The following is a 14,375-nucleotide window of genomic DNA, read 5'->3' as shown; positions in this document are numbered from 1 at the left end:
CGATCTGAGGGTGTATTTGTGGCGCTGACTGCGGACGTAAAAGAGGAGCTGTCGCACCTCCCTGTCAAGAAGTCATCGGTTCGCAAAGCCGAGGTTTCCGCGCTGCTGCGATTCGCGGGCGGGCTGCACATCATCTCCGGCAGGATCGTCATCGAAGCCGAGGTTGACCTCGCCTCGACGGCCCGCCGGCTGCGCACCACCATCGCCGAGGTTTACGGGCACAACAGCGAGATTATCGTCGTCTCCGGCGGCGGTCTGCGCCGCGGTAACCGGTATGTGGTGCGGGTGGTGCGCGACGGCGAATCCCTCGCCCGCCAGACGGGTCTGCTCGACAACCGGGGCCGGCCGGTGCGCGGCCTGCCATCCGCCGTCGTCAACGGATCGACTGCCGACGCGGAGGCAGTGTGGCGCGGCGCCTTTCTGGCGCACGGCTCCCTGACCGAACCGGGCCGATCCTCCTCGCTGGAGGTCACCTGCCCCGGACCGGAGTCGGCGCTGGCCCTGGTCGGCGCGGCGCGGCGTCTGGGCATTGCCGCCAAGGCCCGCGAGGTCAGGGGAGTGGACCGGGTGGTGATCCGCGACGGCGACACCATCGCGGCCCTGCTCACCCGGATGGGCGCCCATGATGCGCTCATGGTGTGGGAGGAACGCCGGATGCGCAAAGAGGTGCGGGCCACGGCCAACCGGCTGGCCAACTTCGATGACGCTAACCTGCGGCGGTCGGCCCAGGCCGCGGTAGCCGCCGGTGCCCGGGTGGAACGCGCCCTGGAAATCCTGGGGGAAGGGGTTCCCGACCACCTCAAGTACGCCGGCGAGTTGCGGGTTGCGCACAAGCAGGCGAGCCTCGACGAGCTGGGTGGGCTGGCCGACCCCCCCATGACCAAAGACGCCATTGCCGGGCGCATTCGACGCCTGCTCGCCATGGCCGACAAGCGGGCCATCGAGATTGGCATCCCCGGAACTGAAGCCAATGTGACTGCCGACATGTTGGACGAGTGAATCTCTGCATAGGATGGAAGCGGCATGGCAACACCACCGACACCGGTGGTGTGCCATACGGTATTGAACCAACTACGGTGTCTGACCCGGTGCGGTGCCACATCACCCACGGCGGCAGACCAACCTGGAGGAATTCGTGAGCGAATACGTACTGCCCGAACTGAACTACGATTACGCTGCGCTGGAGCCGCACATCTCCGCACGCATCATGGAGCTCCACCACAGCAAACACCACACTGCCTACGTCAAGGGCGCCAACGACGCGATGGCTCAGCTGGCAGAGGCGCGGGAAAAGGGCGACTTCGGTAACATTTCGAAGCTTTCCAAGGACCTCGCCTTCCACACCGGCGGCCACATCAACCACTCGGTCTTCTGGAACAACCTGTCACCGGACGGCGGCGACTCCCCTGACGGAGAGCTTGCGGCAGCCATCGACGACGCCTTCGGCTCGTTTGACAAGTTCCGTGCCCAGTTCAGCGCAGCTGCCCTCGCCCTGCAGGGATCCGGCTGGGCCTTCCTCGCCTACGAGCCCATCGGCGGGAACCTCGTCATTGAACAGCTCTACGATCAGCAGGGCAACGTCGCGGTGGGTACCACCCCACTGCTCATGCTGGACATGTGGGAGCACGCCTTCTACCTGGACTATGTCAACGTCAAAGCCGACTACGTCAAGGCGTTCTGGAACATCGTGAACTGGGCCGACGTCGCCAAGCGTTTCACCGCGGCCCGCACCTCGGCGACGTCCCTGATCGTCGTCGGCTAGCACAGCAGGCCCAGCGCCCTCACGGGCGCATCCGGGACGCCGCCCCACGGCGGCGTCCCGGCCCACAACCTCAATACAGTTCAAGGAGATAGAACAAGTGACTACTCGTGTAGGTATCAACGGCTTCGGTCGAATCGGGCGTAACTTTTTTCGCGCCGCACTGGAACAGGGCGCTGACCTGGAAATCGTTGCGGTCAACGACCTCACCAGCCCTGAGGCGCTGGCCCACCTCCTGAAGTACGATTCCGTCACCGGACGGCTCGCCGCGACGGTAGAGGTCAAGGACGGAAACATCGTCGTGGACGGCAAGTCCATCCGGGTGCTCGCCGAGCGCGACCCCGCGAACCTGCCGTGGCAGGAACTGGAGGTGGAAATCGTTGTTGAGTCCACGGGTTTCTTCACCAAGGCAGCCGACGCGCGCAAACACATCGACGCCGGTGCGAAGAAAGTCATCATTTCCGCGCCAGCCTCCGATGAGGACATCACCGTGGTGCTCGGCGTCAACGACGACCTGTACGACCCCGAGAACCACCACATCATCTCGAACGCGTCCTGCACCACCAACTGCCTCGGGCCGTTGGCGAAAGTGCTCAACGACAACTTCGGCATCGAGCGTGGCCTGATGACCACCATCCACGCCTACACCGCCGACCAGAACCTGCAGGACGGCCCGCACAACGACCTCCGCCGCGCGCGCGCCGCCGCCATCAACATGGTTCCCACCTCAACTGGGGCCGCGAAGGCCATCGGCTTGGTCCTCCCCGAGCTGAAGGGGAAGCTGGACGGCTACGCCATCCGCGTGCCGGTCCCGACCGGCTCGGCCACCGACCTGACCGTGACCGTGTCACGCGAAGTGACCGTCGAGGAAGTCAACGCCGCCTACCAGGCCGCCGCTGCCGAGGGCAAGCTGAAGGGCTACCTCTCCTACACCGACGCGCCGATCGTGTCCTCGGACATCGTGGGCGACCCCGCCTCATCGATCTTCGACTCGGGTCTGACCAAGGTCATCGGCAACCAGGTCAAGGTTGTCGGCTGGTACGACAACGAGTGGGGCTATTCGAGCCGCCTCGTCGACCTGACCAAAATCGTCGCCTCCAAGCTCTCCTAGTACCCAAGGATCGATAGTGGCCTCCTCCCTTGATGACCTGCTCAGCACCGGCGTCCGTGGACGAACAGTACTGGTGCGGTCAGACCTGAACGTCCCGCTCGACGCCTCGGGCACAGCCCCGCGGGTGACCGACGACGGCCGGCTTCGGGCCTCCCTGCCAGTCCTGCGCAAGCTGACGGGGGAGGGGGCTTCAGTGATTGTGATGGCTCACCTCGGACGCCCGAACGGCAGCCCTGACGAGCGGTATTCGCTGAAACCCGCCGTGGACCGGCTCGCGGAGCTGGCTGATTTCCCCGTCACGCTGGCGGCTGACACCACGGGGGAGGACGCCCGGGGGCGTGCCGCCGCCCTGACCGGTGGCAGTGTGCTCGTACTTGAGAATGTGCGCTTCGATGCCCGGGAGACCAGCAAGGACGACGGCGAACGTCGGGCCTTCGCCACCGAGTTGGCTGCGCTGACCGGCGACAACGGCGCCTATGTGGACGATGCCTTCGGCGCCGTCCACCGGAAACATGCGAGCGTCTACGACATCGCGTCGCTTCTGCCGTCCTACCAGGGCGACCTGGTGCAGGCCGAGGTCGAGGTACTGCGCCGCCTCACCGGGGAACCAGTTGCCCCGTTCGTGGTGGTCCTCGGCGGTTCCAAGGTCTCCGACAAACTCGCTGTGATCGAGAACCTGATGGGGACGGCAGACCGGATCCTGGTCGGCGGCGGCATGGTCTTTACCTTCCTCGCGGCTCAAGGCCATGCGGTCGGTGCAAGTCTGCTGGAGGATGACCAGCTCGACGTCGTCAAGGGGTACCTGGCGCGTGCAAAGCAGGCCGGTACGGAGTTTGTCCTGCCGACCGACATCGTGGTGGCTGAACGGTTCGCCGCCGACGCCGCCCACGAGACTGTCGCGGCCGACGCTATCGAGGCAAGTTCCTTTGGCTCCGGGGGACTGGGCCTCGACATTGGGCCGGTCTCGGGTGCTGCCTTCGCAGAGTCGATCGCCACGGCCGGAACGGTCTTCTGGAACGGCCCGATGGGCGTGTTCGAGTTCGACGCGTTCTCCGGCGGTACCAAAGCCGTGGCGCAGGCGCTGACCGAGGCCACAGCACGCGGAGCGCTGACCGTCGTGGGAGGCGGCGACTCCGCAGCAGCCGTGCGGTCGCTTGGCTTCACCGATGACCAGTTTGGCCACATCTCTACCGGCGGAGGTGCCAGCCTCGAGTACCTCGAAGGCAAGGAACTCCCCGGACTGACAGCCCTCGGGCAGTAGGAGCAGCACATGACTTCCTCAACCAACGGCACGTACGACCGCCGACCACTGATTGCTGGCAACTGGAAGATGAACCTGGACCACGTCCAGGGCATCACCTTGCTACAAAAGCTTGCCTGGACCCTCGACGACGCCGGTCACGATTACCAGCGCGTCGAGGTGGCGGTGTTCCCTCCGTTCACTGACCTGCGCGGAGTACAGACCCTGGTCCGTGGCGACGACCTGCAGACCGTGTACGGGGGCCAGGATCTTTCGCCCCACGATTCCGGCGCCTACACCGGCGACATTTCGGGTCAGTTCCTCAAGAAGCTTGATTGCAGCTACGTCCTGGTCGGCCACTCCGAACGCCGGGCCATCCATCAGGAGAGCGACGAGCTCCTGAACAGTAAGGTGCAGGCCGCGTTCAGGCACGCCCTGACCCCCATCATCTGCGTCGGGGAAGGGCTCGACGTCCGTCAGGCCAACAACCATGTGCAGCACACCCTGAGCCAGCTGCGCGGCGGTATCGCCGGGTTGAGCGCCGAACAGGTCGCAGACCTGGTGGTCGCCTACGAACCGGTCTGGGCTATCGGCACCGGCGAAGTCGCCGGGCCGGAAGACGCGCAGGAGATGTGCGCAGCCCTGCGCGCCGAGCTCACCTCGCTGTACGACGCGGAGACGGCCGGAAAGGTCAGGATGCTCTACGGCGGATCAGTCAAGGCTGCCAATGCCGGCTCAATTCTGAAGGGCCGCGACGTCGACGGCCTGCTGGTCGGCGGGGCCAGCCTGGACGCCGCCGAGTTTGCTAGTATTGTCAGGTTCGAACATCTCCTGGTCACTGACTAAGCTCTGATCCGACTCCGGTCGATCACGCACGTCGGTCACCCCTGAAAGGCCACTGTGGACATTCTCCGAATCATCTTGCTGGTGCTCCTTGGCGTCACCAGCTTGCTGCTCACCCTTCTCATCCTGCTGCATAAGGGCCGCGGCGGTGGCATGTCTGACATGTTCGGTGGCGGCATGACCAGCAGTATGGGTTCGTCGGGCGTTGCCGAACGGAACCTGAACAGGTTCACCGTTGCCCTGGGCCTGTCCTGGGGTGTCGTGATCGTGTCGCTGGGCTTGATCCAGCGTTTCGCCGAGTGACCCTTCCCGCTTAATTTCCCGCGTTAGCCACCATGTGCTGGGTTCTGCATTGGGCGTAGACTGACCTTGTTGTCAGAGCCTAGTCCAGGAGCAATCCATGGTTAACGCGGGAAACGCATTTAAGGGCACACGGGTCGGAACTGATTCCTACGGGGGGATGGCCGGTTGGCAGGCCGAGTCCGGGCGAAGACCCGCTGTGGTGGACCGAACCGTCGTGAGCTACTGGTGTATCGAGAACCACGAAACCAAACCGACGTTCGCCAAACTTCACGACGACGAGATTCCCGAGGTGTGGGAGTGCGGTCGGTGCGGCCGTGCGGCGGGCAGGCTACCAGGGGTGGAACCCCTGGTGGACGGCGTCGAACCGTACAAAAGCCACCTCCAATACGTCAAGGAACGGCGTACCGAGGAAGAAGCAGCCAGCGTGCTGGAGCAGGCGCTCCGGAATCTGCGGGAGCGACGGTCCGGTCTCAGTGGCGGCCTAGCCTCCTAGACCGTTCCGATGTCACTGCTTTAACTGTCACTGCTGTCATTGTCACTGCTGAAGTTATCACTGTCATCGCCGGCGATGAGGCGGCCAGGCAGTTGGGCCGCTGCCTCCTGATCGATCAGCCAGAGTGTCTTGCGGCGGCCGCGGGCTCCCGCCGCTGGCACCTGAATGGGCCCGGCGCCCGCCAGGGCCAGCCCCACGGCACCGGCTTTGTCCTGGCCACCGGCTGCAATCCAGATTTCCTCTGCCGAGTTCAGTGCTTCAAGGGTGAGGGAGATGCGAAGCGCTGGCGGTTTCGGGGCGTCTGATACGCCCACCACCGTCTGTTCCCTGGTCCGGATTCCTTGCATCTCGGGAAACAGGGAGGCAATGTGGGCATCGGGTCCAACGCCCAGCAGCAGCACGTCGAACCGGGGGAGACGGGAGTCCTGGCCGTCGTCGTCGCCCGGCTCCGCCCGGTCCCCTGAGTGTGCCCACTCCGCGTCGGCAGCGTCCTGGAGCCGAGCTGCGTAGTCGGCGGCAGCCGCGTCCTGGTCCGGGAAGTCGTCGCTGGAACCAAACTCGTGGACCTGGGATCCGGCCAGACCGAGCTTACCGAGGAGGGCTTCCTTCGCCTGGACGGCATTCCGTTCGGGGTCAGTTGAGCTGAGGAAGCGTTCGTCGCCCCACCAGAAATCAACCCTGCTCCAGTCCACCGCCGAGCAGGCCGGGGAATCGGCGACGGCGGCAAGGGCAGCAGTGCCGAGCGAGCCGCCGGTGAGCACCACGGTGGCTGACCCGCGTTCGTTCTGGATATCGACCAGCCGGGTGATCAACCGTGCAGCGACTGACGCTGCGAGCAGGGCAGAATCGGGGTGGATGCTTACTTTGGGGTCAGCGTTCACTGGGACGCACGCTCCTTAGATTGGTCCGGGCGAGCCCCTCCATGATGACTTCACCAAATACCTCATCCGGGTCAAGACGGCGGAGCTCTTCTGCGAGACAGTCTTGCAGGCTGCGCCGCGGCAGTGAAATCCGCTGCACCGGTTGCCCAGGCTGGTACAGTTCGGCGACGGCCAGGTGGGGCCGGTTCAGTTCAACGTCGCCGGCGGGACGGGACAGCCGCACCCGCCGTAGGCCGGTTCCGGCGGGTCCCGCGGCGATGGTGACCGGGGCGTCGAGAGCCAGGGTGAGCCAGGCGGCGAGCAATACGGTGCTGGGCGAATCGTCGGCACCCTCGACGGTGACCGACGTGATCGGGGAGTCATCGATCTGATCGAGGACCGCAGCCAACTGGATCCGCCAGTTCGTCAGGCGTGTCCAGGCCAAATCAGTGTCACCGGCGGCGTACGTATCCCTGATGGTGAAAAGCGCGGCCACCGGGTCGGGTTCGTTGGCCGTATCGGTGATCCGGCGGTGCGCGATGCTCCCGATCGAGGTCATGGCCGCGTTCGCCGGTGCACCGTGGGGCCACCAGGCCACGATGGGCGCGTCGGGGAGCAGCAGCGCCGACACAAGGGACTCATTCTCCTCGGAGAGCTGACCGTACCCCTTGAGGACAATCACTTCCGAGGCGCCTGCGTCCCCGCCGACGCGGATCTGCGCGTCCAACCGGGTATCCTCGTCCCCTGCGCCGAGGGCGAGGACGATGATGCGGCAGGGGTGTTCCCTGCTCGCCAGGTTCGCCGCGAGGATCGCTTCCTCCTCATTGCCTGAGCTGGTAACAACCACGAGGGTGAGGACCCGGCCGAGCGCGACGACGCCGCCCTTGTCCCGCAGGGTCATGATTTCCTTGGACACCTTCGACGTGGTGGTGTCGGGCAGTTCAACGATCATGGCCTGCGCCACGTCCTTCCATCACGGGCGAGGAGCTCATCCGCCGAGGCGGGCCCCCAGCTCCCCGGCACATACTTCTCGGGCTGGTCTCCGAGGCTGGCCCAGTACTCCTCGAACGGGTCGAGGATCTTCCAGGACAGCTCGACCTCCTCATGCCGGGGGAACAGGGGCGGCTCCCCGAGCAGTACATCGAGGATCAACCGCTCATAGGCCTCCGGGCTGGATTCGGTGAACGAATGTCCGTAGCCGAAGTCCATGGTCACGTCCCTGACCTCCATCTGCGTGCCGGGAACCTTGGACCCGAACCGGATGGTGGCACCCTCGTCGGGTTGCACCCTGATGACCACGGCGTTCTGGCCGAAGTCGTCCTCGCCGTGGTCCCGGAACAGCAGGTTGGGTGCGCGTTTGAAGACGACGGCGATCTCGGTCACCCGCCGTCCCAGCCGCTTGCCCGCCCTCAGATAGAACGGCACTCCGCTCCAGCGACGGGTATGGATGTCCAGGCGGAGGGCGGCGAAACTCTCCGAAGTGGAATGAGCGGGGATGCCCTCTTCCTCAAGGAAACCCTTCACCAGTTCGCCGCCCTGCCAGCCGGCGTCGTACTGACCCCGGGCAGACGAACCCGACAGATCCTCGGGCAGCTTGACAGCGGCAAGGACCTTCTCCTTTTCCGCCCGCAGGTCATTGGCGTTGAAGGAGATCGGCTCCTCCATGGCTGTCAGGGCCAGGAGTTGCAGGAGGTGGTTCTGGATCACGTCGCGGGCGGCGCCGACGCCGTCGTAATATCCTGCCCGGCTCCCGATGCCGATGTCCTCGGCCATGGTGATTTGGACGTGGTCAACGTAATTGGCGTTCCACAGCGGTTCGAACAGCTGGTTGGCGAAACGGAGGGCCAGGATGTTCTGGACCGTCTCCTTACCGAGGTAATGGTCAATCCTGAAGACTGCATCCGGCGGGAAGACCTGTTCAACGATGGCGTTCAGCTCACGGGCCGACTGCAGGTTGTGGCCGAACGGCTTTTCGATGACCACCCGGCGCCACTGGCCCTCGCCGGGCTGGGCCAGACCGTGCTCGGAGAGCTTCTGGCAGACCAGCTCGAAGTCCTTCGGCGGGATGGACAGGTAGAACGCGTGGTTCCCGCGGGTCCCGCGACATGAATCGAGTTCCTCAAGGGTGACTCCGAGCCGGGCGAAGGCGTCGTCGTCGTCGAAATTACCCTGGACAAAACGGATCCCGGCCGAGAACTGTTCCCACACCGTCTCGTCGAACGGGGTACGCGAGTACTGGGTGACGGCGTCGCGCACCTCTGTGACGAACCGTTCGTCATCCCATTCCCGGCGGCCGAACCCGATCAGCGCGAAGCTCGGAGGGAGCAGTCCCCGGTTGGCGAGGTCGTAGATTGCCGGCATAAGTTTCTTGCGGGCTAGGTCCCCGGTTACACCGAAGAGCACCAGCGAGGACGGCCCGGCTATCCGGCTGAGTCGCCGGTCGCGGGGGTCCCGTAGCGGGTTGGTGGACCGTCCCTCTGCAGAATCCTGCACTACGCTGTACCGCTTTCATTGGATGCCCGCTGGCCGGCGGCCCCGCCCAGCAGATGGGTGATCACCTGGGTGAGCTGGTCGATCCCGGCGGCGCGGTCGGCGAGGTGTAGGCGCAGGACTGGACGCCCCTTGCCGGCCAGTACTTGGGCGTCGCCCGCCGCCTGGGCGGTGATCAGCTCGCCGAAGGTGAACGGCCGGTCGGGGATGGCCAGATCGTCGGCTGCCGCGCCGGTGATCGACAGGTACACGCCCTGCGCGGGTCCACCCTTGTGGAACTGGCCGGTGGAGTGGAGGAAGCGCGGTCCCCAGCCAAAGGTGACGGGACGGCCGGTGAGTGAGGCGAGTGGCGACCTGATCTCCTCGAGCGACGCCTGCACTGAGCGGTCCAGATAGGCCTGGACCGAAAGGTAGCCGTTCGGGCTGAGTGTTGCGAAGAGGTTCCGGAGTGCATCCCCGAGCGTGCTGGCGTCGCCGAGGAGCTCGCTGTCGCCGCGGATCTCCACCGCGCCGTCCACGAAGTCCGCCGGGGCCGTCTCGGGCTGCGCGTCGAGTAGTCCGCGCGCCGCGATCTTGGCCGCCTCGACGTCGGGCTGGTCGAACGGGTTGATGCCCAGGAGACGCCCGGCTACTGTGGTGGCGAATTCCCACACCAGCAGCTGGCTGCCCAGGCTACCGCTGACCGTGACCTGGTGTCCGACGGGTTCGATGTCGGTGTCCGCTGCGGTGAGGCGGACGGCGAGGACGTCGTCGTCGGCGGTGAGGATCTCCGGCGCACCCTCTTCGGCGACCACGGGGAGGACCCCGGTGCCCAGCTTGCCGGTGGACTCGGCGATGAGCTGCTCGGCCCAGTCGGCGAGGCCGGGAATTCCCGACGCCTCGTCGGCGAACACGATCTTGTCCCGCAGGGGGGCGGTGGCGCCCAGCACAGCACCGAGCCGCAGCCCGATATTGGTGGGATCGTCCTCGCCCAGGAACTCTACCGTTTCCTCGGCGTCGTCGAGCAGGGCATCGAGGTCGACGCCCGCGAGACCCGAGGGGACCAGGCCGAAGGCGGTGAGCGCCGAGTACCGGCCGCCGACGTTGGGGTCAGCGTTGAACACCGCACGGTAGCCCGCTTCGCGCGCGGAGGCGTCCAGCGGCGACCCGGGATCGGTGACGATGACCACGCGGGTAAGCGGGTCGATGCCGGCAGCGGCGAAAGCTGCCTCGAATATCCGTCGCTGCGAGTCGGTCTCCACCGTCGACCCCGACTTCGAGGACACCACCACGGCCGTCTCTGCCAGCCGGTCCTCAACCGTCCGGCGCACCTGGTCGGGATCCGTTGAATCGAGCACTGTCAGTTCGACGCCGGCCGTCTGGGTGATCACTTCGGGTGCCAGCGAGGAGCCGCCCATCCCGCACAGGACGATCCGGCTGACGCCGTCGGCCTGCAGGGTGGCCCGCAACTCCATGATCCTCGGGACGAGGCTGCGGGAGGCACCGATGAGGTCTACCCAGCCCAGGCGGACCGCCGCTTCCGACTCAGCGTCGCCACCCCACAGGGTGGGATCCTTGGCCATCAGACGCGACGCCACCCGATCCTCGACGAGGGTGCCGGTCACGCGGTCGATGGCTTCCTGGGCGGCACCGGCCGCCGCGAGCGTCATGGAGCTCATGGACTAGCCCTTCGCCGTATCCAGTGCGGTTCGAACAGTCTCGAGGAGTTCTTCCCAGCTGGCCACGAATTTGTCCAGGCCTTCGACCTCCAACTGCTGCACGACCTCGACGTAGGAGACGCCGAGGTTCTCGAGGTTGTTGAGCACCGCGTTGGCGTCGTCGTAGGTCCCGGTGATTGTGTCACCGGTGATGACTCCGTGGTCGGCGGTGGCTTCGAGGGTCTTCTCCGGCATGGTGTTCACCACGCCGGGCGCGACCAGTTCCGTGACGTACAGGGTGTCCGGAAGGGCCGGATCCTTGACGCCGGTGGAGGCCCAGAGCGGGCGTTGACGCCGGGCACCGGCGGCGGCGAGGACTTCCCACCGTTCGGTGTCGAAGAGCTCCTCATACACCTGGTAGGCGAGCCGGGCATTCGCGAGCCCGGCCTTGCCCTTCAGCGCTGCCGCCTCGTCGGTGCCGATCGCGTCAAGGCGCTTGTCGATCTCGCTGTCCACGCGGGACACGAAGAAGGAAGCCACCGAGTGGATGGTGGAGAGGTCGTACCCGTTTTCTTTAGCCTGCTCAATGCCCAGCATGAAAGCGTTGATCACGGCGCGGTAGCGTTCAAGCGAGAAGATCAGGGTGACGTTGACGCTGATGCCCTCGGCAATGGTCGCGGCGATCGCCTCGAGGCCTTCAACGGTGGCGGGAATCTTGATCAGGACGTTGGACCGCTGCACCTTGGCGTGGAGGCGCTTCGCTTCAGCGATGGTCCCCTCGGTGTCCTTCGACAGACGCGGGTCAACCTCGATGGACACCCGGCCGTCGACGCCACCCGTGCTCTTCGCGGCGGCAGCGAAAATGTCGCAAGCCTGTGCCACATCGTGGGTGGTGATATCAAAGACTGCGTCGTTGACCGGGACATTGGCAGCCGCCAGTGCCTCGACCTGGGTGGCGTAGGACTCGCCCTGCTGCAGGGCGGCGGCGAAGATGCTCGGGTTGGTGGTGACACCCACCACGTTGCGCTCTTCAATCAGGTGCTTGAACGCCCCCGAGTTGATGCGCTCCCGTGAGAGGTCGTCGAGCCAGATGGATACGCCTGCGGCCGAGAGGTCTGCCGTGGGGGTGGAAGTCATAGGGGGTCTCCTTGAATTGTCGACGATTACTGCTGGTCGCCGGTTTCTGATGATGAGGGACCGGACCAGGCCGGTGTGCCATTCGGTGCGCGGTGCTTCCCGGCAACGGCGATCGAATCGCGGGCTGCCTGGACCACCGCGTCGGTGGTGATGCCGAACTCGGTGAACAGCCGCTTGTAGTCGGCTGAGGCCCCGAAGTGTTCCAGCGAGACTGACCTGCCGGCGTCGCCAATGAGCTCGCGCCAGCCCAACGCCACGCCGGCCTCCACGGAGACCCGCGCCTTGACGTCCCCGGGAAGGACCGATTCGCGGTACGACTCGTCCTGCCGGTTGAACCATTCGAGGCTGGGCATGGAGACAACGCGGGCGTTGATACCTTCGGCCTGCAGGGTGGCGCGCGCTTCAACGGCCAGCTGTACCTCGGACCCGGTGCCGATCAGGATGACGTCGGGGGTTCCGTTGGCGGCCTCGGCCAGCACATAGGCGCCCCTGGCGGTGCCCTCGGCCGAGCCGAAGGTGTCGCCGTCGGCGGCACCCGTTCCGCGCTGATAGGTAGGAATGTTCTGCCGGGTGAGCACAATTCCTGCCGGGTTCCCGGTGTTCTCCAGGATGGTGCGCCACGCGACCGCAACCTCGTTCGCGTCACCGGGGCGAACGACGTCGAGCCCCGGGATAGCGCGCAGTGCAGCCAACTGCTCCACCGGCTGATGGGTGGGTCCGTCCTCGCCGAGACCAATTGAGTCGTGGGTCCAGACGTAGATGGAGGGAACGCCCATCAGGGCACCCAGCCGGATGGCTGGCCGCTGGTAGTCGCTGAAGATCAGGAAGGTACCGGAAAATGCCCGGGTGCTGCTATGCATGACAATGCCGTTGACGATCGCTGCCGCCGCGTGCTCGCGGATGCCGAAGTGCAGGACCCGGCCGTAGGGGTTGCCCTGCCAGGCGTCGGTCTGCTTGCCGGCCGGGATGAATGACGGCGAACCTTCGATCGTGGTGTTGTTGGATTCCGCCAGATCAGCGGAGCCGCCCCATAGTTCGGGAAGGACCGGACCGATGGCGGACAGCACCTTGCCCGACGCCGCCCGCGTGGAGACGTCCTTGCCTGCTTCGAACGTGGGCAGGGCGTCGTCCCAGTTGTCGGGGAGGGTCCGCGACGCGATCCGGTCCAGGAGGGTCGCGTTATCGGGGTTGGCCTGCTGCCAAGCACCGAAAGACTCCTCCCACTCGGCGCGGAGGGCCTGCCCGCGGTCGGTGACCTGGCGGGCGTGCTCAAGCACCTCGGGTGCGACGTCGAAATGCCTGGCCGGATCGAGCCCGAGGGCCTCCTTCAGGGCGGCCACCTCGTCGGCGCCCAGCGCTGAGCCGTGAATCTTTCCGGTGTTCTGCTTGGTCGGCGCTGGCCAACCAATGATGGTCCGCAGGGACACAATGGAGGGCTTGCTGGTTTCATCCCGCGCGGCGGTCAGTGCCCGGTGGAGTTCCTCAATGTCTTCGACGTAGTCGCCGGTTTTGGTCCAGTCGACCCGCTGGACGTGCCAGCCGTAGGCCTCGTAGCGGCCCAGCACGTTCTCGGTGAACGCGATATCGGTGTCGTCTTCGATGGAAATGTGGTTCTCGTCGTAGAGCACCACCAGGCTGCCGAGTTCCTGATGCCCAGCTAGGGACGAAGCCTCGGCTGTAACGCCCTCCTGGAGATCGCCGTCGGACGCAATGGCCCAAATGGTGTGATCAAACGGGCTTTCGCCGGCCGCCGTGTCGGGGTCCATCATGCCGCGCAAGCGGCGCTGGGCGAAGGCGAAGCCGACCGCCGCGGCAAGGCCCTGGCCGAGGGGACCGGTGGTGATTTCGACGCCGGGGGTATGGCGGTATTCGGGGTGTCCGGGGGTTTTTGAGCCCCAGGTGCGCAGGGACTTCAGGTCCTCGAGTTCGAGCCCATACCCGGAGAGGAAAAGCTGGATGTAGAGGGTCAGCGAGGTGTGGCCCGGCGACAAGACGAAACGGTCGCGTCCCGTCCATTCGGGCTGGGAGGGGTCGTGCCTGATCAGTTTCTGGAACAGGAGGTAGGCGGCGGGGGCCAGGCTCATCGCCGTGCCGGGGTGACCGTTGCCCACCTTCTCCACAGCGTCTGCGGCCAGCACGCGGACTGTGTCCACCGCGCGGTCATCCAGGTCAGTCCAGGTCAGTTCTTGTGTGTTAAGCTGCGGCACGAAACCTTAGCCCCTCTCTGTGCTCCTCGGCCAGCGCCGCGGCGCCCTGTGGGACCGGCAATTGCCGTCTTTGCGCACCGAACCAACTGGCCGTTCACCGTTGTCAAATCTGCATTCTGGCTACCCTCGCCCCGAGACCGCTGGTGTGGACCGGCGGATACGGACTGGGCATAACTATCACCCTATCGCTTTGGGCTGTTTTTCAAATTCCAAAGCCACATCGTGACGCGTGGAGTCACCCGGCACACACGGTCACCGGAAGTTCTACACGACGTAAAATCTGAAGGGGAGGGGA

13 protein-coding genes are annotated in these 14,375 nt (G+C 65.6%); 7 read left to right on the top strand and 6 right to left on the bottom strand.

Annotated elements, in window-relative coordinates; all coding sequences use genetic code 11:
- Nucleotides 1-18 precede the first annotated feature (18 nt).
- The 7 genes from whiA (at nt 19) to ACX80G_RS09310 (ending at nt 5,749) form a co-directional block, all read left to right on the top strand.
- On the top strand, nt 19-999 hold the full coding sequence (gene whiA / locus ACX80G_RS09340) for a DNA-binding protein WhiA (RefSeq protein WP_459307365.1): 981 nt from the start codon (nt 19-21) through the stop codon (nt 997-999).
- Nucleotides 1,000-1,135: 136 nt separating this feature from the next.
- Entirely contained in the window at nt 1,136-1,762 is a 627-nt protein-coding gene (locus ACX80G_RS09335; RefSeq protein WP_459307364.1) for a superoxide dismutase, read from the top strand.
- A gap of 97 nt (nt 1,763-1,859) precedes the next feature.
- The gene (gap, locus tag ACX80G_RS09330; RefSeq protein WP_459307363.1) at nt 1,860-2,870 is read left to right on the top strand and encodes a type I glyceraldehyde-3-phosphate dehydrogenase; all 1,011 of its coding nucleotides are present in this window, start codon (nt 1,860-1,862) and stop codon (nt 2,868-2,870) included.
- Between the two features lie 13 nt (nt 2,871-2,883).
- The gene (locus ACX80G_RS09325) at nt 2,884-4,131 is read left to right on the top strand and encodes a phosphoglycerate kinase (RefSeq protein ID WP_459307439.1); all 1,248 of its coding nucleotides are present in this window, start codon (nt 2,884-2,886) and stop codon (nt 4,129-4,131) included.
- 9 nt (nt 4,132-4,140) lie between these two features.
- Nucleotides 4,141-4,956, top strand: a complete 816-nt coding sequence (gene tpiA, locus ACX80G_RS09320; protein ID WP_459307362.1) for a triose-phosphate isomerase — start codon at nt 4,141-4,143, stop codon at nt 4,954-4,956.
- A gap of 54 nt (nt 4,957-5,010) precedes the next feature.
- Nucleotides 5,011-5,256, top strand: a complete 246-nt coding sequence (gene secG, locus ACX80G_RS09315; protein WP_459307361.1) for a preprotein translocase subunit SecG — start codon at nt 5,011-5,013, stop codon at nt 5,254-5,256.
- Nucleotides 5,257-5,353: 97 nt separating this feature from the next.
- Nucleotides 5,354-5,749 (top strand): RNA polymerase-binding protein RbpA, encoded by a 396-nt coding sequence (locus tag ACX80G_RS09310; RefSeq protein WP_459307360.1) that lies wholly within the window; start codon nt 5,354-5,356, stop codon nt 5,747-5,749.
- 20 nt (nt 5,750-5,769) lie between these two features.
- Here ACX80G_RS09310 and pgl read toward each other — a convergent pair whose 3' ends face one another.
- From pgl to tkt, 6 genes are read right to left on the bottom strand one after another with little or no spacing between them, the layout of a single operon-like run.
- The gene (gene pgl, locus ACX80G_RS09305) at nt 5,770-6,630 is read right to left on the bottom strand and encodes a 6-phosphogluconolactonase (protein ID WP_459307359.1); all 861 of its coding nucleotides are present in this window, start codon (nt 6,628-6,630) and stop codon (nt 5,770-5,772) included.
- Nucleotides 6,620-7,561 carry a glucose-6-phosphate dehydrogenase assembly protein OpcA gene (locus ACX80G_RS09300; protein WP_459307358.1) on the bottom strand — a complete coding sequence of 314 codons (942 nt, stop codon included), beginning with the start codon at nt 7,559-7,561 and terminating at the stop codon, nt 6,620-6,622. The genes pgl and ACX80G_RS09300 overlap by 11 nt, the downstream gene beginning before the upstream one ends.
- Complete coding sequence (zwf, locus tag ACX80G_RS09295) at nt 7,558-9,102, bottom strand: glucose-6-phosphate dehydrogenase (protein WP_459307357.1); 1,545 nt, start codon at nt 9,100-9,102, stop codon at nt 7,558-7,560. The genes ACX80G_RS09300 and zwf overlap by 4 nt, the downstream gene beginning before the upstream one ends.
- Complete coding sequence (locus ACX80G_RS09290) at nt 9,102-10,757, bottom strand: glucose-6-phosphate isomerase (RefSeq protein WP_459307356.1); 1,656 nt, start codon at nt 10,755-10,757, stop codon at nt 9,102-9,104. Before ACX80G_RS09290 ends, zwf begins: the two co-directional genes overlap by 1 nt.
- Nucleotides 10,758-10,760: 3 nt before the next feature.
- Entirely contained in the window at nt 10,761-11,873 is a 1,113-nt protein-coding gene (gene tal, locus ACX80G_RS09285; RefSeq protein ID WP_459307355.1) for a transaldolase, read from the bottom strand.
- A 26-nt stretch (nt 11,874-11,899) separates the two neighbouring features.
- Nucleotides 11,900-14,080 carry a transketolase gene (tkt, locus tag ACX80G_RS09280; RefSeq protein ID WP_459307354.1) on the bottom strand — a complete coding sequence of 727 codons (2,181 nt, stop codon included), beginning with the start codon at nt 14,078-14,080 and terminating at the stop codon, nt 11,900-11,902.
- Between the last annotated feature and the right edge of the window lie 295 nt (nt 14,081-14,375).

The sequence above is a fragment of the Arthrobacter glycogeni genome (genome assembly GCF_054510815.1).
Note: the sequence above shows the minus strand (reverse complement) of the source record. Positions and strands in the feature narration are given on the sequence as shown.

Bases quoted from the DNA above. Each gene is read 5' to 3' on its own strand.
- tpiA (WP_459307362.1), top strand. From the start codon at position 4,141: ATGACTTCCTCAACCAACGGCACGTACGACCGCCGACCACTGATTGCT.
- ACX80G_RS09310 (WP_459307360.1), top strand. From the start codon at position 5,354: ATGGTTAACGCGGGAAACGCATTTAAGGGCACACGGGTCGGAACTGAT.
- ACX80G_RS09300 (WP_459307358.1), bottom strand. From the start codon at position 7,561: ATGATCGTTGAACTGCCCGACACCACCACGTCGAAGGTGTCCAAGGAA.
- ACX80G_RS09290 (WP_459307356.1), bottom strand. From the start codon at position 10,757: ATGAGCTCCATGACGCTCGCGGCGGCCGGTGCCGCCCAGGAAGCCATC.
- tal (WP_459307355.1), bottom strand. From the start codon at position 11,873: ATGACTTCCACCCCCACGGCAGACCTCTCGGCCGCAGGCGTATCCATC.